Annotated in this window: 14 protein-coding genes; 2 read left to right on the forward strand and 12 right to left on the reverse strand. The window is 71.3% G+C overall.

Going from position 1 to position 19,416, the window contains the following annotated elements; genetic code table 11:
- Nucleotides 1–449: 449 nt before the first annotated feature.
- Entirely contained in the window at nucleotides 450–1,457 is a 1,008-nt protein-coding gene (locus ACZ61E_RS28085; protein ID WP_469702763.1) for a stage II sporulation protein M, read from the reverse strand.
- A 117-nt stretch (nucleotides 1,458–1,574) separates the two neighbouring features.
- On the opposite strand from ACZ61E_RS28085, the gene ACZ61E_RS28090 reads away from it, so the two are divergent.
- Nucleotides 1,575–2,549 (forward strand): RDD family protein, encoded by a 975-nt coding sequence (locus tag ACZ61E_RS28090; RefSeq protein ID WP_469702765.1) that lies wholly within the window; start codon nucleotides 1,575–1,577, stop codon nucleotides 2,547–2,549.
- Between the two features lie 32 nt (nucleotides 2,550–2,581).
- Here the strand turns inward: ACZ61E_RS28090 and ACZ61E_RS28095 are convergent, their stop codons facing one another.
- The 9 genes from ACZ61E_RS28095 to ACZ61E_RS28135 all read right to left on the reverse strand — a co-directional run bounded on the left by ACZ61E_RS28095 (nucleotide 2,582) and on the right by ACZ61E_RS28135 (nucleotide 13,033).
- Complete coding sequence (locus ACZ61E_RS28095) at nucleotides 2,582–3,196, reverse strand: hypothetical protein (RefSeq protein WP_469702766.1); 615 nt, start codon at nucleotides 3,194–3,196, stop codon at nucleotides 2,582–2,584.
- 189 nt (nucleotides 3,197–3,385) lie between these two features.
- Nucleotides 3,386–4,843 (reverse strand): adenosylhomocysteinase, encoded by a 1,458-nt coding sequence (ahcY, locus tag ACZ61E_RS28100; protein WP_469702767.1) that lies wholly within the window; start codon nucleotides 4,841–4,843, stop codon nucleotides 3,386–3,388.
- Between the two features lie 397 nt (nucleotides 4,844–5,240).
- Nucleotides 5,241–6,257 (reverse strand): cation diffusion facilitator family transporter, encoded by a 1,017-nt coding sequence (locus tag ACZ61E_RS28105; RefSeq protein ID WP_469702768.1) that lies wholly within the window; start codon nucleotides 6,255–6,257, stop codon nucleotides 5,241–5,243.
- 98 nt (nucleotides 6,258–6,355) lie between these two features.
- Nucleotides 6,356–7,525 (reverse strand): mannose-6-phosphate isomerase, class I, encoded by a 1,170-nt coding sequence (manA, locus tag ACZ61E_RS28110; protein ID WP_469702770.1) that lies wholly within the window; start codon nucleotides 7,523–7,525, stop codon nucleotides 6,356–6,358.
- Between the two features lie 105 nt (nucleotides 7,526–7,630).
- The gene (locus tag ACZ61E_RS28115; protein WP_469702771.1) at nucleotides 7,631–8,767 is read right to left on the reverse strand and encodes an SIS domain-containing protein; all 1,137 of its coding nucleotides are present in this window, start codon (nucleotides 8,765–8,767) and stop codon (nucleotides 7,631–7,633) included.
- An 85-nt stretch (nucleotides 8,768–8,852) separates the two neighbouring features.
- Entirely contained in the window at nucleotides 8,853–9,035 is a 183-nt protein-coding gene (locus tag ACZ61E_RS28120; protein ID WP_469702772.1) for a Trm112 family protein, read from the reverse strand.
- Between the two features lie 274 nt (nucleotides 9,036–9,309).
- On the reverse strand, nucleotides 9,310–10,668 hold the full coding sequence (locus ACZ61E_RS28125) for a phosphomannomutase/phosphoglucomutase (RefSeq protein ID WP_469702774.1): 1,359 nt from the start codon (nucleotides 10,666–10,668) through the stop codon (nucleotides 9,310–9,312).
- Between the two features lie 95 nt (nucleotides 10,669–10,763).
- Nucleotides 10,764–12,380, reverse strand: coding sequence for an L-lactate permease (locus ACZ61E_RS28130; RefSeq protein WP_469702775.1), 1,617 nt, complete (start codon nucleotides 12,378–12,380; stop codon nucleotides 10,764–10,766).
- A 224-nt stretch (nucleotides 12,381–12,604) separates the two neighbouring features.
- Entirely contained in the window at nucleotides 12,605–13,033 is a 429-nt protein-coding gene (locus ACZ61E_RS28135; RefSeq protein WP_469702777.1) for a DUF3499 domain-containing protein, read from the reverse strand.
- 271 nt (nucleotides 13,034–13,304) lie between these two features.
- On the opposite strand from ACZ61E_RS28135, the gene ACZ61E_RS28140 reads away from it, so the two are divergent.
- Complete coding sequence (locus ACZ61E_RS28140) at nucleotides 13,305–13,733, forward strand: metallopeptidase family protein (protein WP_469702816.1); 429 nt, start codon at nucleotides 13,305–13,307, stop codon at nucleotides 13,731–13,733.
- A gap of 32 nt (nucleotides 13,734–13,765) precedes the next feature.
- On the opposite strand, the gene ACZ61E_RS28145 is transcribed toward ACZ61E_RS28140, so the two are convergent.
- Together ACZ61E_RS28145 and ACZ61E_RS28150 are read right to left on the reverse strand one after the other, a co-directional pair.
- The gene (locus tag ACZ61E_RS28145; protein WP_469702778.1) at nucleotides 13,766–15,385 is read right to left on the reverse strand and encodes a DUF5719 family protein; all 1,620 of its coding nucleotides are present in this window, start codon (nucleotides 15,383–15,385) and stop codon (nucleotides 13,766–13,768) included.
- A complete protein-coding gene (locus ACZ61E_RS28150) occupies nucleotides 15,382–19,146 on the reverse strand; it encodes a glycosyltransferase (protein ID WP_469702780.1) in 3,765 nt (1,254 codons plus the stop codon). Before ACZ61E_RS28150 ends, ACZ61E_RS28145 begins: the two co-directional genes overlap by 4 nt.
- Between the last annotated feature and the right edge of the window lie 270 nt (nucleotides 19,147–19,416).

Here is a 19,416-nt window from a genome sequence, read left to right on the forward strand (position 1 = left end):
TGTTGAGTTCTCAAGGAACGGACGCTTCCTTCGGTCCCGTCACCGGGCCCCTCCGGGCTTTCCCTTCGGTCCTACTGTCTTGCTGTTGTGCTGTCTTGCGTTTCCGACTCTATCAGAACCTTTTCGTGTCTCGCTCCTCATGGAGAAGCGGTCTCGATTAAGAGTCCTGATGGCCTTTGGATTGGCCCTTTGCCTTTCGGCGAGCCCGACATTATCAGAAACATCCGGGCCGAACTAAATCGGCCGTTGCGATTCGGATGATGTATCGGAAGGCCCTGCGGAAATTCGATTCCCACTCAGAGCCGAGTAGACAAGCACGCCACTCTCGAACATGTCCATCTCCGAGGCAACCGTTCAAATCTACCTCCCCACACAGACCGTGTCAACGATCGGCAGCGATCTTTGCGGGGCGGAGAGGAGACTAACAGGTAGGCGACGCCCGACGCACATCAGGCCGCCGTGGGCAGTTGGGCGCTCCGGTCGGCGTCCTCCACGTCGCCCGTCTCCCCCGCGCGAGCCGCTCGTCCGCCCAGTACGTACACGTACACGAGGAAGACGGCCTCGGCCAGGACACCGATGGTGATGCGTGCCCATGTCGGCAAGCCGGACGGGGTGACGAAGCCCTCGATCAGGCCCGAGACGAAGAGGATCAGGGCCAGGCCGATTGCCATGCCCACGGCGGCCCGGCCCTGCTGGGCGAGCGCTGTCCGACGGGTGTGCGGTCCCGGGTCGATCAAGGTCCAGCCGAGTCGGAGACCCGTACCCGCCGCGACGAACACTGCGGTCAGTTCGAGCAGACCGTGGGGCAGGACGAGGCCGAGGAACGTGTCCAGACGGCCGGCCGACGACATCAGGCCGATGCCCACGCCGAGGTTGAGCATGTTCAGGAAGAGGATCCAGATCACCGGGAAGCAGAGGAAGGCACCGAGAACGAGGCACATGGCCGCGGCCCGTGCGTTGTTCGTCCACACCTGTGCGGCGAAGGATGCCGCGGGGTTACTGGAGTAGTAGGACTCGTAGTCACCACCGGGCCGGGTCATCCTGCGCAGGTCCTCGGGGGCCGCGATCGCCGACTGGACCTCGGGGTGCGCCGATATCCACCAGCCGATGAGCGCGGCGACGAGCACCGAGAGCAGCGCGGTGGGTATCCACCAGTGCCGGGAGCGGTACACGGCGGCGGGGAAACCCGCGTAGAGGAAGCGCGCGGCGTCGCGCCAGCCCGCGCGACGGGTTCCGGTGACCACCGCGCGCGCCCGCGCCACCAGCTGGGTCAGGCGCGCGATGAGCATGGGGTCGGGGGCGCTGGACTGGATCAGGGAGAGATGAGTGGCTGTCCGCTGGTAGAGAGCGACGAGTTCGTCCGCCTCGGCACCCGTCAAGTGGCGTCCTCGGCGCAGGAGAAAGTCCAGGCGGTCCCACTCGGGTCGGTGGGCCGTCACGAAGACGTCGAGATCCATGGTCGGCTGCTGCTCCAGGCACTGGGTGCGTACGGTCCTACTACTGCGGCGCGTTGCAGGCCAGCTTGGCAGACTGAGCGGTCCGGGGGCAGAGAAGGTCGGCGAAGGGTGGCACCGGTGAATGAGCTTGTGACGGGCGACGCGGTCGTACTGGGGCTGCGCCCCGCGAAGCTGCCGAGCCGGGCGCTGGCCGTCGTCATCGACCTGGTGGTCGTCTGGACCGCTTACATCGCCGTCTCGATCGTTCTCGCCATCGTGACGGATTCACTGGACACGGCGGCGGTGGCGGCACTGGCGGTCGCGAGTTTCCTGCTGATACCGGTGGGTGTGCCGATCGCGGTGGAGACCCTCAGCCACGGGCGTTCGCTGGGGAAGTTGGCCTGTGGGCTCCGGGTGGTGCGTGACGACGGTGGGCCCATCCGTTTCCGTCACGCGTTGGTGCGTGGGGCGATCGGTGTGGTGGAGCTGCTGATGTCGTTCGGCGTCATCGCGTCCATCGCCTCGCTCGTCTCGGCACGTGGACGCCGGGTCGGGGACCTGTTCGCGGGGACGCTGGTCGTACGGGAGCGGGTGCCGGCGGATCGGGCCCCTGCCGTGCCGCCTCCGCCGCCCTGGCTCGTCGGCCGCTTCGCCGAGCTGGATCTGTCGTCGGTGCCCGACGATCTGTGGCTGGCGATACGGCAGTACCTGACCCGGATGCGGCAACTCGACCCCGGCGTCGGGTGGTCGATGTCGGAGAGGCTGGCGGGTGATCTCGCGGCGCGTACGGGTGTGCCGCTCCCCCACGGGGTGCCGCCGGCGGCATATCTGGCGGCAGTGGTGAGCGAACGGCAGGCACGGGACGCGCGCCGGGCCTTCGGCGCGGCCACTGATGTCGGCGGGCCGCCGCCGGTCCGGTCGCCCCACCCGGACCGGCCGGACGTCACGCGACCGCAGGACGCCCGACAGCGGAACGAACAGCCGGAGGCCGTGCAGGCACGAGCCGTGCAACCGCCCGAGGTACGGCATCAGGCGGCTGAGACGGCGTCAACTCACGGACGGGGTCCGGCCGATCCACCGGCTTCCGGTTCCGGGTTCGCGCCACCGGCATAGGGCGGCAGCCGCGCCGTTGGGCCGATCCGGCGTCAGGAGAGGGTCGACGGTGGGGATTCGAGGTCTTCGAGTTCGACACCCGGCGCCGCGAGTACCACGTCGCCGCTGATGTGGACGGTGTGCTGCTCACCGGTGTCCAGCGCGCTGACCTGGTATTCGTCCACGCTCAGGGGCCCATTGTCAGTGGCATGCGCTTCACTTCTCAGTAGCGCCCAGGACTGGTCGACAGTACGGGGGGCCAGCACAGGGTCCGTGAACGCCACGAGGCGGACGCGAGTCACGGGGGAAGCGGAAGTGAGGCGGAGCAGGCGGGTGATCGCGACGAGGAAAGCGGGGGAAGCACCGGTGAAGGCGTGGGCGGGGACATTGCCTTCGGTGGCCTCGGTGCCGGTCGGGTCGGTGCGGACCCAGGTGACGCCTTCGAGTGCGGCGGCACGCACGCGCCAGCTCGCGGCGTGCAGTTCGAGACGGATGGGGCGGCCGAGTTCGTCGAGCGTGAGGTCGACGGAGCCGGAGTGCTCGCCGGAGGGAGCGGTGATCTGGGAGACGTAGCGCCAGCCCGAGGGCCCCGGCGCGCAGTGGAAGTGTTCTTCGCCGAGGGGGGTGTGGTCGTGCGGGTCGTGGAGTGAGTAGCGGCCACGGGGCATGTGCGGGAGTCCTTCGATGTCCTCGGAGCCCGCGCCGGGGAGCGCACGGAAGCGCCGCCGCACACACGGGCCGTCTGGACCGCTGGACCGGAAGCCGGTGGGACCAGGAGCCGGAGACCTGGGCAGGCCCCCAACACGGGGGTGTGGGGGCCTGCCCGTACCGCTGGTGTCAGCGGCGGTGTCTGTGGGTCAGTAGCGGTAGTGGTCGGACTTGTACGGGCCTTCGACCTTCACGCCGATGTACGCGGCCTGCTCGGGGCGGAGCGTCGTGAGCTTCACGCCGAGGGCGTCGAGGTGGAGGCGGGCGACCTTCTCGTCGAGGTGCTTGGGCAGCACGTAGACGTCGGTCGGGTACTCCTCGGGCTTGGTGAAGAGCTCGATCTGGGCCAGCGTCTGGTCCGCGAACGAGTTGGACATCACGAAGGAGGGGTGGCCGGTCGCGTTGCCGAGGTTCAGCAGGCGGCCCTCGGACAGGACAATCAGCGTCTTGCCGTCGGGGAACTTCCAGGTGTGGACCTGCGGCTTGACCTCGTCCTTGACGATGCCGGGGACCTTGGCGAGACCGGCCATGTCGATCTCGTTGTCGAAGTGGCCGATGTTCCCGACGATGGCCTGGTGCTTCATCTTGGCCATGTCCGAGGCCATGATGATGTCCTTGTTGCCCGTCGTGGTGACGAAGATGTCGGCGATGCCGACGACGTCGTCCAGGGTCGAGACCTGGTAGCCGTCCATCGCCGCCTGGAGCGCACAGATCGGGTCGATCTCGGTGATGATCACGCGGGCGCCCTGGCCGCGCAGGGACTCGGCGCAGCCCTTGCCCACGTCGCCGTAACCGAAGACGACGGCGACCTTGCCGCCGATCAGCACGTCGGTGGCGCGGTTGATGCCGTCGATCAGGGAGTGGCGGCAGCCGTACTTGTTGTCGAACTTCGACTTCGTCACGGCGTCGTTGACGTTGATCGCCGGGAAGAGAAGCGTGCCGTCACGGTGCATCTCGTAGAGACGGTGGACACCGGTCGTGGTCTCTTCGGTGACGCCGCGGATCTCGGACGCCAGGAGGGTCCACTTCTGCGGGTTCTCGGTGAGGGTGCGGTTGAGCAGACGGAGGATGTGGCTGTACTCCTCGCTGTCCGCCGTGGCCGGGTCCGGGGCCGCGCCGGCCTTCTCGAACTCGACGCCCTTGTGGACGAGGAGGGTGGCGTCGCCGCCGTCGTCCAGGATCATGTTCGGGCCGCCGGTGGAGGCGTTGGGCCAGGTCAGGGCCTGCTCCGTGCACCACCAGTACTCTTCGAGCGTCTCGCCCTTCCAGGCGAAGACCGGGACGCCCTGCGGGTCGTCAGGGGTGCCGTTCGGGCCGACGGCCACCGCGGCGGCGGCGTGGTCCTGGGTGGAGAAGATGTTGCAGGAGGCCCAGCGGACGTCGGCGCCGAGCGCGACCAGCGTCTCGATAAGGACGGCGGTCTGCACGGTCATGTGCAGGGAGCCGGTGATGCGGGAGCCGGCGAGGGGCTGCGCCTCGGCGTACTCCTTGCGGATCGACATCAGGCCGGGCATCTCGTGCTCGGCGAGGGTGATCTCCTTGCGGCCGAAGTCGGCAAGCGAGAGATCGGCGACCTTGAAGTCCTGTCGGTTGGCGACAGTGGTCATAGCGAGCTGCTCCTCGTGAAGGGGTCGAGGGTGGGTACGGCTGACTCTGCGGCGGGCGGGCATAGGAATGCCCGGACGTACGCAAACGCAGTCCGTCGGAGGCCCTCTCTCCCTCGGCCGGTCCGCGCCGCAGACCGCCCGACCGCCATCAGCAGCGACGTCTGGCTCTGGTGACGAATCTACACCGATCGGCCCAGCGCCCTAAAGGGCGCCTGGGTGCGGTCCCCGTCCGTGACGGGCTCCGAAGGGGCCCCAACTCGGGCCTTACCGGCGTTTTCGCCGCATGTCCTCGGTCCGGATATGGCCGAGAACGACCGGGGGTCGCACCGGTTCCTCCGTGGAGAGGCCCCGGCACGTCATCGCTGCCGGGGCCTCTCCACGGAGACGAGCGCGTTGATCAGTGGTCGTCCTTGCCGGGGCCTGAGCCGGAGCCCGGCTCGGAGGTCGGCACGGTCTCCGCGCCGCCCGGCGACTTGGCGGGGTTGGTGCCCGCCGCCGCGGCGGCAGCGTTGAAGATGTCCGGTTCCAGATAGATCACACGGGCGATCGGGACCGCGTCACGGATGCGTCGCTCGGCCGCGTTGATGGCCTGGGCGACCTCGGCCGCCGTGTCGTCGTGCTCGACCGCGATCTTGGCCGCCACCAGCAGTTCCTCGGGGCCGAGGTGGAGCGTGCGCATGTGGATGATGCCGGTGACGACGTCGCCGTCGACGATCGCGGCCTTGATCTTCTCCGCGTCCTCCCGGGCGGCGGACTCACCGAGCAGCAGCGACTTCGTCTCGGCGGCCAGGACCAACGCGATGACGATGAGCAGGACGCCGATGCAGAGGGTGCCGATGCCGTCCCAGACGCCGTTGCCCGTGGCGAGCGCCAGGCTCACACCGAGGAGCGCGAGGATCAGACCGACCAGCGCGCCGAGGTCCTCCAGCAGGACGACGGGGAGTTCGGGGGCCTTGGAGTGCCGGATGAACTCCTTCCACGAGCGCTTGCCGCGCGTCTGGTTGGACTCGACGATGGCGGTGCGGAAGGAGAACGACTCGGCGATGATCGCGAACACCAGGACGCCGACCGGCCAGTACCACGCCTCGATCTCGTGCGGGTGCTTGATCTTCTCGTAGCCCTCGTAGATGGCGAACATGCCACCGACGGAGAAGAGCACGATGGAGACGAGGAACGCGTAGATGTAACGCTCGCGACCGTAGCCGAAGGGGTGTTCCGGGGTCGCCTCGCGCTTCGCCTTCTTGCCGCCGAGGAGCAGCAGCCCCTGGTTGCCGGAGTCGGCGAGCGAGTGCACGCTCTCGGCGAGCATGGACGACGAGCCACTGAAGAGGAACGCCACGAACTTGGCTACTGCGATCGCTAGGTTGGCGGCGAGCGCCGCCACGATCGCCTTGGTTCCGCCTGACGCGCTCATGGGTGCGGTGGTTCCCTTCCTCGGTCTGCGGCCCTGGCGCCGCGGTACGGCGGCACATTGTTGCAGCCGCCGGGGCGGACCGTGCGGGAAGCTCCGGTTCAGGCGATGACGGTGGCCCTGAAGACCTTTCCCGTACCGGTCAGTTCGGTCTTCTCGCCCGCGGGGACGAAGACCGAATCACCAGGTTTCAGGCCGATTTCGTTGGCGCGCGGGGTGCCCGCCGTGCAGAGCAGGATCTGCGGGGTGCCGGTGGTGAGATCGCGGGGTTCGGCGCCCGGGGCCAATCCGTAGCCGGACAGCCGGAATTCGTCGATCGGGGTCTCGTACACCTCCTCGCCGGACGACGACGCCTCGGGGCGGAGCACGGCGGGCTCGGTCGACTCGAAGCGCACGATGCGGAGCAGTTCCGGTACGTCGACGTGTTTGGGGGTGAGGCCGCAGCGCAGGACGTTGTCCGAGTTGGCCATGATCTCGACCCCCAGCCCGCTCAGATAGGCGTGGGGGACACCGGCGCCGAGGAAGAGGGCCTCACCGGGCTGGAGTTGTACGTGGTTGAGCAGCATGGCCGCGATGACGCCGGGGTCGCCGGGGTAGTGGTGCGCGATCGACACGTATGGCGAGTACTCGCCGCCGAGGCGTGCCGCTGCCTCTGCGGAGGAATGCACTGTGTGTGACATCTCGTCGGGGTCGGCGGTCAGCACGGCGGTGAGGACCTCGCGCAGCGCGGCTTCCTCGGGGTGTGCGCGCAGGAGGTCCACGTAGGGCTTGAGGGAGTCGACGTCGAGCCGGGCCAGGAGGTCGGCGGTCTCGTCGGGTGCCCGGAAGCCGCACAGACCGTCGAAGGGGGTGAGGGCGCAGATCAGTTCGGGCTTGTGGTTGGCGTCCTTGTAGTTGCGGTGCGGCGCGTCGATGGGGACGCCCTGGCGCTCCTCCGCGGCGTAGCCCTCCTTCGCCTGGGCGAGGTCGGGATGGACCTGGAGGGAGAGGGGGGCGCCGGCGGCGAGGAGCTTGAGGAGGAAGGGGAGACGTGGTCCGAATTTCTTGACGGTGGGGGCGCCGAGTTCCGTCTCGGGGGCTGCCGCGATGAGGTCGGAGAGGGGGTGGTCCGCGGGGGTGGTGGCGCGGTTGACACGGGACGGGGCCCCCGGGTGGGCGCCCATCCACATCTCGGCCTGGGGCTCGCCGGTCGGGGCGGTGCCGAGCAGTTCCGGGATGGCGGTCGTGGAGCCCCAGGCGTAGGGGCGCACGGTGTTGGAGAGGCGGTCCATGGGTGGTTCCTTGCTCTTGTTCCGTGACGTACGGGACGGAGTGGGCGGCCCCGGGGGCTGTGAGGGGCGCTCAGCGCGTGGGCCGGCCGGACGGGCCGGTGGGGGTCATTCGCGGTTGCCGGAGGCCAGGGCCAGATAGACGGCCGTGAAGTCGGTGACGGCGACGAGTTCCGCGAGGGCTTCGAGTTCGCTGCCTTCTCGCGGCTCCAGCTCGCTGATGGCCGTCTCGTGGCTGATGGCGAGTTCGCGGGCGGCGGGCGCCGCGGTCAGTCCGCCGACGGGGCGGTCGCGGAGCAGTACGACCCGGGCGTGCAGCGGCTGGGTTTCCTCGACGCGGTCGCGGAAGAAGTCGTCGGGGTCCGCGGTGCCGCCGGCGAAGTCTCCGCCCAGGAGGAGGCCGTGTGCGGGCAGGGCGCCGGGAAGCTCGGCCGCGAGCGCGGGGCGGCCGGACAGCTCGGCGAGTACGGCGGCGAAGCGGCGACCGGCGGGGGCGGCGACCGTGCCCTCCGTCCAGATGAGGGGGAGGCTGTCGGCCAGTTCGGCGGCGAGGGTCTTGGCGGGGTTGCTGTAGGTCGCGATGGCCGGGCCGCAGCGTTCGGCGGCGCTGTCGAGACGGTCGGCGACGAGCTGAAGGGTCCCCGCGGACGCGGTGAGCAGTCCGACGCGGTCAAGAAGCGAGAGGAGCGGGGTGAACAGCGCCCACAGCGCACCCGGACTGGCCGCCTGGATCTCCTCGTACTGCTCCTGGGGTGTGGGCGCCATGGGCACGGTGAGACCGTGCGTGCCGCCGACGGCCTCGCTGAGCGGGGACGGGTGCGGGGCGACGGCGACGACGGTGCAGCCGCGGCGGTACGCCTGCTCGGCGAGGAGGGCGAGGCCCGGTTCGCCGCCGTCCGTGGTGGCGATGAGGAGCAGGTCGACGGAGCCGGCCCAGCCGGGGAGGGCCCAGCGCAGGGCGCCGGGGGCGGGGGCGACACCGGTGGGGCGCAGGAGGGTGACGGGCGCGGCGGCGCCGGCGAGCGCGCCGAGCAGGTCGGCGACGTTGAGTGCGGCGGTGCCGGAGCCGGCGAACAGCACGGCGCGGGGGCGGCCCTCGGGGTTGAGCTGTCCGATGCCCGCCTCGGCGGCGTGCCGGACGGCGGTGCGTACACGTGCCCCGGCCTCGGCGGCGCCGAGGAGCAGCCCGCGGTGGTCGGCGCGTGCCAGCGCGTCCGGCGCGTCGAGCAAGGACTCGTCGAGCATGGGAGGTGTGTCTCCGATCACCGGGCGCCGTGGACGGCGCGTGGGCACGGGCCTGTGGGTGCGGGCCTGCGGGTGCGGGGCTCGCTCAGGCGGGGCGGCGGGCCTCGTCCACGAGGAGCACGGGGATGTCGTCCCGGACCGGGTAGGCCAGGCCACAGTCCGCGCCGGTGCAGATCAGCTCGGGTGTGTCGGCTTCGGTGCGGTCGTTGAGCGGCGCGTGGCAGGCCGGGCAGGCGAGGATCTCCAGGAGGCCGGCTTCGAGCGGCATGGGGTGGTGTCCCTTCAAACGAACTGAGGCGTACGGGGTGGTACGGATCGGACCACGTCAGCCTACCGCCGGAGGGTGGAGCCGGGCTCGTTCCGGGGGTGGGGCTCGGGCGGGCGCCGGACGGGGGTGAGCGGTGCTCCGCCGCTGCTCGCCAGCCGCCGCCCAAACCGGGGGCGCTCCGGAACCCCGTACCGCCCCCGTCCGGCGATCCGGGTGGGAACCGCGGCCCACGCCACAGCCCCCCAGCCCCCAGCCCTCAGCCGCCGGCCCGGAGTCAGGACCGGATCAGAGCCAGGGCCTCGTCCCTGATCTTGGCCATCGTCGGCTCGTCGCGGGCCTCCACGTTGAGGCGCAGCAGCGGTTCCGTGTTGGAGGCACGGAGGTTGAACCACCAGTCGGGGGTGGTCACGGTCAGTCCGTCGAGCTCGTCGGTCGTGACGCCCTCGCGGTCGGAGAAGGCTTTCCGTACGGCGGCCAGGCGGGCCGTCTGGTCGTCCACCGTGGAGTTGATCTCGCCCGATCCGGCGTACCGGTCGTAGGAGGCGACGAGTTCGGACAGCGGTCCGGTCTGGCCGCCGAGTGCGGCCAGGACGTGGAGCGCGGCGAGCATGCCGGTGTCCGCGTTCCAGAACTCGCGGAAGTAGTAGTGCGCCGAGTGCTCGCCGCCGAAGATGGCGCCGGTTCGGGCCATCTCCGCCTTGATGAAGGAGTGGCCGACGCGCGTGCGGACCGGGGTGCCGCCCTGTTCCCTGACGACCTCGGGGACCGACCAGGAGGTGATCAGGTTGTGGATCACCGTGCCGCCCGGGTGCTTGGCGAGTTCGCGTTCGGCGACCAGGGCCGTGATCGCAGAGGGTGATACGCCCCTGCCCCGCTCGTCGACGACGAAGCAGCGGTCCGCGTCCCCGTCGAACGCCAGCCCCAGATCGGCGCCTTCGGCGAGGACCCGGGCCCGGAGGTCCACGATGTTGCGCGGATCAAGCGGGTTGGCCTCGTGGTTGGGGAACGTGCCGTCCAGTTCGAAGTACATCGGGACCAGGTCGACGGGCAGCCCGGCGAAGACCGTGGGCACGGTGTGGCCCCCCATGCCGTTGCCCGCGTCGACGACGACCTTCAGCGGGCGGATCGCCGAGAGGTCGACCAGGGACAGCAGATGGGCGGCGTAATCCGTCAACGTGTCACGCTGTGTGATCGTTCCCGGCTTCTCGGCCGGTTCCGGGGGGCCTTCGGCGAGCCACCGCTCGGCCAGCGCGCGGATCTGGGCCAGGCCGGTGTCCTGCCCCACCGGCGCCGCGCCCGCGCGGCACATCTTGATGCCGTTGTACCGCGCGGGGTTGTGCGACGCGGTGAACATCGCGCCCGGCAGGTCCAGTGCCCCGCTGGCGTAGTAGAGCTGGTCCGTCGAGCAGAGCCCGATCAGCGTGGCGTCGGCCCCGCGCCGGACGCCGCCGTTGGCGAAGCTCGCCGCCAGATGGGGCGAGGAGGGCCGCATGTCGTGACCGACAACGATCGCCGTGGCGCCCGTGACTTCCACGAAGGCCGCCCCGAAGAGTTCGACGAGCCGGTCGTCGAGCTGGTCCGGATACACGCCACGTACGTCGTACGCCTTCACGATCTGGCCCAAGTCGGCCACGGCCACCCCTCCTGAGGTCTCTGCGGACAGTCATCACAAACTACCCGTCCCCGGGAGGGGTCCCGAGGCACGTCCCCGGCCCGGCCGCGGCGCGCCTACGGCAGCATCCACCCCAGGACGAAGGTGCTCTGCCCCACGACGATCAGGCACATCACCAGCAGCAGCCCGAGGCTCCAGGGCAGGACCTTCCTCAGGAGGTCGCCTTCCTTGCCGGCGAGGCCGACCGCCGCGCACGCGATGGTCAGGTTCTGCGGGGAGATCATCTTGCCGAGCACACCGCCGGAGCTGTTCGCCGCCGCCAACAGCTCGGGGGACAGCCCGGATTCACGCGCCGCCGTCACCTGGAGCGCGCCGAAGAGGGCGTTGGCCGAGGTGTCGGAGCCCGTGACGGCGACACCGAACCAGCCGAGCACGGGCGAGAGGAACGCCAGCCCGGCACCGGCCGCCGCGACGAAGTGGCCGATGGTGGCCGCCTGTCCGGAGAGGTTCATGACGTAGGCGAGGGCCAGTACCGATACGACGGTGAGGATGGCGTAGCGCAGTTCGTGGACGGTGGCCGCCCACTCCCTCACCGCGTCCTTCGCCTTGAGCCCGATCACCGCGGCCGTCAGGAGGCCCGCGATCAGGACGAGTGTGCCGCCGGTCGAAATGAGCGGCAGCGAGAAGACGTTGGCCCCGACCGGTTTGCCCTCGGAGTCCGCGACGTTGAGGAAGGGCCAGTCGAAGGACTGGGTCGCCTCGGCCAGGAGGTCCTTGACCGGCGGGATCTGCGCGAGGGAGAAGATGACCACGATCAGGCCGTACGGCGCGTAGGCGCGGACGATCTCGCGGCGGTCGTCCTCGACGTCGAGGTCCTCGCTGCGGGCGCCCGTCAGTACGGAGGCGCGCACCGCCTCGTCGGCCGGCCTGCGCGCGCTCGGGACGGCGAGCAGCGCGGCGGCGCCCACCAGCGCGGCCCCGATGTCCGCGAGTTGGGCGGAGACGTAGTTGGCGGCGACGAACTGCGCGGCGCCGAAGGCCAGTCCGCATGCCAGGGCGGGCGCCCAGGTCTCTCGCAGGCCCCGCTTGCCGTCGACGAGCAGGACGAGCACCAGGGGGACGACGACGGCCAGCAGCGGCGTCTGGCGGCCGACGACGGAGGCGACGGTGTCCAGCGGCAGTCCGGTCACCTGGGCCAGGGTCACGACGGGCGTGCCCATGGCGCCGAAGGCGACGGGCGCGGTGTTGGCCACGAGGGCGACGACGGCCGCCTTGACGGGGTCGAAGCCGAGTGCCACGAGCATCACCGCGGAGATGGCGACGGGCGCGCCGAAGCCGGCGAGTGCTTCGAGGAGCGCGCCGAAACAGAAGGCGACGACGAGCGCCTGGATGCGCGGGTCGTCGGAGAACCGCCCGAACGAGCGGCGCAGGATGTCGAAGTGCTGGGTACGGACCGTCATCCGGTACACCCAGAGGGCGTTGACGACGATCCACATGATCGGGAAGAGGCCGAAGACGACGCCCTGCGCGCCCGCGGAGAGGGTCTGGCCGAGCGGCATTCCAAAAGCAAGCCAGCCGACCAGGACGGCGACGGCCAGACCTGTCAGTCCGGCAAGATGCGCCTTCATACGGACGGCACCGAGCAGCACCAGCACGGTGACCAGGGGAAGCGCGGCGACGAGGGCGGACACGCCGAGTGAATCGGCGACAGGTTCCAGTTGCTGTTCGAACACGACGAGGGCCTCCGTATTCCGCGATGCGGAAAGTGATCTCTCACGGCTGGGAGGCATGATCGTGTCCACGACATACAAGGTCAATGGCCCGTGCAGGATCCGTCACCGAAAGCCGGTGAGGGAGGCGAGGGCGCGGCCGGAGATGACCCGGGAGTCAGGAACCCAGGGCCTGGTGCGGCGAGCCGGAGACCCGGGATTCGCGACCGGGCGCCGGGAATCGCGGGTCAGGAATCGGGTGAACGCAGCACCCGCAGATGCCCGCGGCGCCCGGCCTCCGTCTGCTCCGCCCCGCGCGGCCCGTTCACACCGGGTCCGGCCGTTCTCTCCGGAGGACGCGCGGCCTCACGCACGGCGTTCGCCAGGGCTTCGAGATCGTCCCCGCTGGGCCGGGCCGGCGCCGAACCGTCCGTGAGCCGGACGACCTCCCACCCGCGTGGCGCGGTCAGTCTCTCGCTGTGTTCGGCGCACAGGTCGTAGCAGTGGGGCTCGGCATGCGTGGCGAGCGGGCCGAGGACCGCGGTCGAATCGGCATAGACGTACGTCAGTGTCGCGACAGCGGAACGGCCGCACGCGGTGCGCGAACAGCGACGTACAGGGCTCACGATGTTGGACGGTACCGCACTCTTGAGCGGGCCGCGACGACTCTCCCTCACGTCACCCCGCCGTGTCGTGACACGGAATTCGCCCCGCCGGCGACCCTCACAACTGCCCTGACCTGCACGGGAGGAGGAGTAACCGACCGATTACCATCAGTGAATCAGTCATTACTTGGGGCAAATCCCGTCATTGGAGGCGAGCGCCACGATCCGGCCGGCGAAGCGAAACGAGCCCAGGCTTGGCCGGAATGCTCAATTTGCGACATGACGTCCGGTGGTCACGGCACGCCGTCGCGGCGTGCCGAATGAGAGCTACCCTGCGTCAGTGATGGACAGTCCCGTACCGCCGAATCCGACCGAGCCGAGACCTCGCCGCCGCGACCGTCACGGCCGCGGGATGCGCGGACCCGTCGCCCCGCCGCAGGTTCCGCTCTCGGCGAGCCGCTCGGATTCGTTCCGCGATCTCGTACGGGACTCCGTGGAGCGGCTGGAACGGCGCTGGCCCCAGCTGGCGGAGATGGATTTCCTCGTCCTCGACGTGCCAGGCGCGGAGGACGAGTCGGTGCCGCTCGGCCGGTCACTCCCGGAGGGCAAGGACCGGCCCGCGCGCATCGTCGTGTACCGGCGGCCCGTCGAGATCCGTACGAAGAACCGCGAGGAGCGCGCGATGCTCGTCCACGAGGTGGTGGTCGAGCAGGTGGCCGAACTGCTGGGGCTCGCACCGGAATCCGTCGACCCCCGGTACGGCCAGGACTGACCGCGAGGGTTCCCGCGGTCCCGCCCCCGGCGTCACTTCAGTACGGAGAGGTCTTCCTTCGTCGCCGGTACGGACACCATGCCCCGGTCGTCCGGCAGCGTCTGCACCGTGAACATGGGGACGCCGTCCTGGGTCAGGGCCAGTGTGCGCGCCGCGTGGACCGGACCGCCCGACTCGGGCTCCACCGTCAGCGCGTACGAGCCCTTGAGGCCCTGTGGCACGGGCGGGGTGACGGCCTGCGTGGTGCCGCCCTTGACCGAGTAGGTCTTGACGACCTGCTCGCCTCCCCCGGTGCCCGCCGACGCGGTGACCTTCACCTTGCCGGTGCCGTCCGGCGCGGTCAGTGACAGCGTCGAGCCCTTGGCCCGGTTGTCGGCGGCCGTCGCGCGCTCCGTGACCGGGCCGGTCGCCGGGACGAAGGCGACCTCCTGGTCGGTGCCCTTGCCCCGTACGACGCGCAGCGCGGCGACCACCGGGGTCTCGCCGGCGCCCTCCGCCGGGCCCACCAGCACCGAGCCGGCCTCGCCCTTGGTGACGTCCCCCAGATCGAGCGAGGCCGTCATGCCCGACTTGACGTTCAGTGTCTCGGCCGCCGTGGCGGGGACGATCGTGCCGCTCTCGCCTGCCAGTCGCACCCTCAGTTCGGCGTCGTCCTCACCCGGCGCGAAGACCACCAGTCGTACGGAGGTGGCGTCGGCCGGGATGCCGGGGAGCACCACGCGCGCTGCCGGATCGGCGGAGGCGGCGAGCCAGTCGCCGCCGAGCTTCTCGTCGGCGGCGTTCACCACGGCGCCGACCCGGCCCGTGCGGGTGCTGACGTGGACGGTGACGTTCGGCTCGGCCTCTCCGGTGAGCGTCGAGAGCAGGACGGGGACGCTGGACCGCGCCGGTACCGGAATGCCCTCGCCCGTGTCGGACTTGAGCGTGCCCTCCTTGCCGTACAGCGCGACATCGGCGACGGCCGCCGTGTCGTCCGGGTTGGTGAGGTGGACGTAGTCCTGGCGGGACTTGTCCGTGGAGGCGCCGGGGAACCAGAAGTCGGTGTCGGGCGGGGTGCAGTTCATACCGAACAGGCCGCGTCCGTCGCCACCCGTGACCGTGGTGGTCTGCTGAGCGGTCCAGCCGGGCGCGAGAGGGCCGGTGGCCGTGCCGACGAGGGCGGGGGCGTCCGAGGTGTTCTTCGTCCCGGAGACGGGCTTGCCGGGCTCCTTGAGGGCCAGGAACGGCTTGGCCCCGGCGTCCGCCGCGTCCGCGGCGGGCTCCTTCGCGGCCTCGTCCCCGGCCGCGTCGTCCGTCTGCTCGCCGTCCTGCTCCCCGTCCGTGGCGTCGCCCGCCTCGTCGCCCGCCTCGTCCTTCTTGTCGTCGTCGGCGGCCGTGTCGTCCAAGGGAGCGGCGGACGGCGCCAGTTCGGCCGTGCCGCCGGTGCCCGCGCCGCCGTTCCCGGCCGGCGTGAAGGAGGTGTACACCGTCTCGGCCAGCTCCGACGTGCTGGGCGCGGGGCAGAGCAGGCTGCTGCGCTCCACGGGGAGCCGTGCGGCCGTCTTCGCCGTCGCGGTCGTGTCGGTGCCGTCCGGCGCGCTGACCGCGGCGAAGCCGGTGACCGCGGCGAGTGCGGTGGCGGCGGCGATGAGGGAGAGGGTCGTGCGGTTCACTGGTTTCTGCTCCCGTCGGGGCGCTGCTCGTTCTCATCGCCGTCGGTGTACGGCTGTTGGGGCGCGGTGTAGGGCTGCTGCCCCTCGGTGTACGGCTGTTGGACGACGTATCCGTACTGGTCGTACTGGACCGGCGCCTGCTGCTGGTACTGGTCCGCCGGATACTGCTGGTACTGCTGGTATCCGTCGGCGTCGTACTGAGCGGCGCCCTCGTACTGCCGCGTGCCGTCGTACTGCTGTCCGCCCTGGTGGGCGGCGCCTTCGTACCCCTGCTGCTCGTTCCGTCCGCCCTGGTACTGCTGTTCGTTCGTGTACGAGCCGTACTCCGCGCCCTGGTAGGACGCCTGGCCGTCCCACTCTCCGTACGACTGCTGCTGCGGAACGGCCGCAGCGGCGGCGTACGGGGCCTCCGCCGGGGGCGGCGGCACGGTCGTGTCGCCGCTGTCGGTGGCGACCGCCGCGGTCCCCGCTCCCGCCTCGGCTTCCGCCTGCGCCGCCGCCCGCAGCCTGCGCGCCCGGCGGCCCTCGCCGGACACGGGCTGCGCGGGTACGTCGGCGCGCTCGTCGGGCAGGTCGTCGTCGATCTCCCGGCGCCGCCCCGGCAGGGCGAGCACGAGCAGGACGACGCCGAGCGCCGCCTGCGCCCAGACCCACGCGGTGTGGGTGAACGAGTCCTCGTACGTGAGGTCGAGCCGGCCGCCCTCGGCGGGCAGTTCGAAGCCCTGCGCCCAGCCGTCGACGGTCGTCTTCTCAAGGAGGTTGCCGTCGAGCGTGGCCTGCCAGCCCTCGGCGGCCCGGTCGGCGATCCGCAGCACACGTCCGGCCTTGCCGGCCGGGATGTCGGTGTGGGCCTCGACCGTGGACGATCCGACGGGCAGCGGCTCGGCGTCGTTCTCGCCCTCGATGATCGTGGCCCGCGAGATCTGACGGTCGACGCGCCAGAGCGCGCTGCCGTCGAGCTGGCTGAGCCGGCTCAGGCCGGGGGTGGCGTCGAGCACGCGCGACATCTGCGCCGGGGCGCCGTCCCGGACGAGGACGTAGCGGATCGCGAATCCGCTGAGCTGATCGGTCTGGTCGGCGCCGGAGCCGGCGACCAGACGGCCGACGACCTTGTCGAGGCCGGGGTCGCTGCCACCGGACTCGGTCAGCTCGGCGTCGCCGAGCCGGCCGCCGGAGCCGCGTACGAGCGAGTAGGAGACCTCGGCGGGCGACGTGCCACCGAGGACCAGGGTGCGCGGCTGGTCACGGGTGATGCTCTCCTCGGCGACGAACGCCGGCACCTGCACGGGGTCGCGCCGCTCCAGCGGGCCCGCGGCGCCGCTGATCATCCAGCCGCCCGCGGCGAGCAGCGGGGCCGCGCCGGCCGCGAGGGCGATGAGCGCGGCGACGGGCTGGCGCCAGCCGAAGCTCTGGCTCGCGACGCGTTCCCTGGCGCCGTCGGCGCCGAGCACGGCCGCGGCGATGAGCGCGAGACCGTAGAGGAGCGTGGCGGGCCCGGCCCAGCCGGAGTTGTTGGCGAAGACGGCGAAGACCAGCGCCACGAGGGCGGTCGCCCAGGCCGCGCGGACGGCGAACTGCCGCTCACCGCGCAGCAGCGCGGCCAGTGCGGCCAGGACGACGCCGATCAGCAGCAGCCCGCCCGCGGCCTTGGGGCCGCCGGGGCTGATGCCGAGCAGATCGAGCGCGGTGGCCTGTCCGGTTCCGAACTCCAGTCCCGCCTCGCGGAAGAGGCCGGACGGTGACGTCAGCAGCGAGAGCGACCAGGGGGCCAGGACCAGCAGCGGGGTGCCGGCCACGGCCAGCAGGCGCAGCCCGTAGGCCACGATGTCGTCGCGGCGCAGGGCCAGGACGGCGAGGCCGAGGACGAGCGCCATCGGCCAGACGATCGGGGTGAACGCCATGGCGAGGGTGAGCAGGAAGGTGTACGCCCAGGTGGCGCGCCAGCTCCCGCGCGCCGGACTCGCGGAGCCCTCCTTCGGCTCGGCGCGGATTCCGTACGCCGCGACGGCCGCACGCGCGATCAGCGGCAGCAGGACGGCCAGCACGGCCGTGCCGAGCCGTCCGGTGGCCAGGGCGCCGGTGGCGGCGGGCAGGAAGGCGTACGCGACGCTCGCCCAGGCCCGCAGCAGCTTCGATTCGACGAGCGGCCGGGAGGCGAAGTACGCGGTGACTCCGGCCAGCGGTACGGAGCAGACGAGCAGCAGGGTCAGCGCGAAGCCGGTCGACCCGAGGAACAGCGCCGACAGGGCCGCGAGGACCGCGAGGTAGGGCGGCGCGGTCTGGGTGCCGCCCGTGCCGACGGGGTGCCAGCCGTCGGCGTAACGGGACCACAGGCCCGCCACGTCCGGCGGCGCGGGCAGCAGCGCGCCGCCCGCGAGGGCGCCGCCGCCGAGCAGGGCCCGGCAGGCGACGAGTGAGACGACGAGCAGTACGGCGAAGAGGACGGGGCCCGGCTTGTGCGCGAGGCGCTTCAGCCGGGCGAACTGCTCGACCTCCAGGAAGTCCGCGTCGTCCCCGCCGGGGCCCGACTCCACCGCGCCGTGGCGTGAGCCACCGGCTTCGGTCTCAGAGCCGCCACCGAGGCTTCCAGCTACTTGCTCGGCCGTTGCCCGGACGGTGGCGCCGGGTGGCGGGAAAAGCGCGCGGAGTTCGCTCGCCTCGACGACGCCCTTGCCGCGTCGTTTTCGCGCGGCGACGATGCGGCCGGGCCTCAGGAGCGTGCCGGACAGGCCCATGACCTCGTCGACGGCCTGCCCCGGTGCCTTGCCCACCAGGTAGGCGATGGTGCGCAGCAGTGTGCCGACGATCAGCCGCAGTAGTACGTAGGGCAGGACGGCGGCGCGTGAGTTGACGAGCATCGTGTAGACGGCGCCGGCCTTGTCGACCCGGTGCGGGTTGACGACGGAGCGGCCCGCGCAGTCGACGGTGCGGCGCTCGCGGGCGGCGGCCTCGGCGTGTCTGAGGACGGCGTCGGGCGCGACGAGCACCCGGTGTCCCGCGGCGTGCGCGCGCCAGCACAGGTCCACGTCGTCGCGCATCAGCGGGAGTCTGCGGTCGAAGCCGCCGAGTTCCTCCCACACGTCGCGGCGGATGAGCATGCCCGCGCTGGAGACGGAGAGGACGGTGCGGACCTGGTCGTGCTGGCCCTGGTCCTGCTCGCGCCGGTCCAGCCCGGTCCAGCGGCGCCCGCTGTTGGCGATGGAGACGCCGGCCTCCAGGAGCTGCTTGCGGTCGTACCAGCCGCGCAGCTTGGGGCCGACGATCGCGGCGTGCGAGTCGGTGTCGACGACGCGCAGCAGTTCGGCGAGCGCGTCGGGCTCGGGCGCGCAGTCGTCGTGGAGCAGCCACAGCCACTGCACGGGCTCGCCGTGCGGCAGGTCGGGCATGTCGTACGCCTCGTCGTGCCAGGTCCTGGTGACCGGGTCCCAGCCGCTCGGCCGTTTCAGATACGGCAGGTCGTCGGGTGTCAGCACGCCGGCGGTGCGGACCGCCTCCTCGACGGCCGTACCGAAGCCGGTGCGGCGGGCGAGGTGGACGACGCGGTCGGGGCCGAGCGATTCGGTGAGGAACGCGGCCGATTCGTCGGCGCTGCCGGTGTCGGCGGCGATGACGTTCTGTACGGGGCGTTCCTGGCCGATCAGCCCGGTGAGGGCGTCGGGAAGCCAGCGGGCACCGTCGTGGGAGACGAGCACGGCGGTGACGACGTGCCGCGGGTACTCCGGTGCGGTGGCTGAATCGAACGCGGCTGTGGTGGCGGACATCGAGGTAGGGGCCCTCCGGCCGGGGGGTCGCCCCGACGGGGCGTTGGGGCGTCTCGGACGGGGCCCCACACTAACGGTACGAACACCCACCGGATGGCCGAGCGCCCGGACAAAGCGGACGAGGTGGGAGACGGCGCCGGGCCGGGCGGCGCGCGCCGGTCACGACAACGGTCCGCCGTCTGCGAATGAGGACGCAGCTGACGGACCGCTCGGAGACTGCCTCGCGAGGTCGCACGCGGACTATCGCGCAGGGAGCGTGCGGAGAATGGC

The sequence above is a fragment of the Streptomyces sp. NPDC104581 genome (assembly GCF_055583685.1).